Genomic DNA, 338 nt, shown 5'->3' with positions numbered 1-338 from the left:
AGCCCGGGGATTTCACATCCGACTTGACAGACCGCCTGCGTGCGCTTTACGCCCAGTAATTCCGATTAACGCTTGCACCCTCCGTATTACCGCGGCTGCTGGCACGGAGTTAGCCGGTGCTTCTTCTGCGGGTAACGTCAATTGCTGAGGTTATTAACCTCAACACCTTACTCCCCGCTGAAAGTACTTTACAACCCGAAGGCCTTCTTCATACACGCGGCATGGCTGCATCAGGCTTGCGCCCATTGTGCAATATTCCCCACTGCTGCCTCCCGTAGGAGTCTGGACCGTGTCTCAGTTCCAGTGTGGCTGGTCATCCTCTCAGACCAGCTAGGGAC

The 338-nt window shown here is 55.9% G+C and carries 1 rRNA gene; it reads right to left on the bottom strand.

Annotated features, from left to right (window positions below):
• Window positions 1–338: ribosomal RNA gene (locus tag ACWXWW_RS17940) — 16S ribosomal RNA — on the bottom strand; the annotation flags it as partial.

Source organism: Microbacterium sp. KNMS, from assembly GCF_053851835.1.
Note: the sequence above shows the minus strand (reverse complement) of the source record. Positions and strands in the feature narration are given on the sequence as shown.